This window comes from Flavonifractor sp. DFI.6.63 (assembly GCF_024462255.1).
In the GTDB taxonomy this organism is placed as follows: Bacteria; Bacillota; Clostridia; order Oscillospirales; family Oscillospiraceae; genus Lawsonibacter_A; species Lawsonibacter_A hominis.
The window spans coordinates 1-353 of record NZ_JANGBE010000101.1 but is presented as its reverse complement, the minus strand read 5'-3'; the positions used below and the strand labels follow the sequence as shown (position 1 = coordinate 353).

The 353-nt window shown below is 62.6% G+C and carries 1 protein-coding gene; it reads left to right on the top strand.

The genetic code is table 11. From position 1 onward, the window contains the following. The coding region (locus NE547_RS18075) for a hypothetical protein (RefSeq protein ID WP_256176632.1) at positions 1 to 353 on the top strand (353 nt) is incomplete at both ends.

The window sequence follows — 353 nt, the reverse complement described above, 5'->3', positions numbered from 1 at the left end:
GAACGCCGAGGAATACGTTTCCTACGCCACCGTGAAGGGGCAGACCTCATACGAGCTGGCCATGGACATGATAAACAGCGACGAATACCGGAGCATGACCGATGAGCAGAAGGCCGAGGCGCTCAAACTGGCCTACGCCTACGCTGGGCATGTGGCGGCGGAGGAGGTCACGGACGGGAAGCACGAGAGTGAGGCGTATGTGGCGCTGGCACAGGCCGCTAAGAAAGAGCTTGGCCTGTCCGAGGCGGAGTACCTGCTGCTCTACGAGGAATACGGCGGCGCTCTGGTCAACGGGGACAAGGTGCGCGAGGCCTACCAGCAGGGGATGGAGCCGGAGACCTGGCTGGAGTACG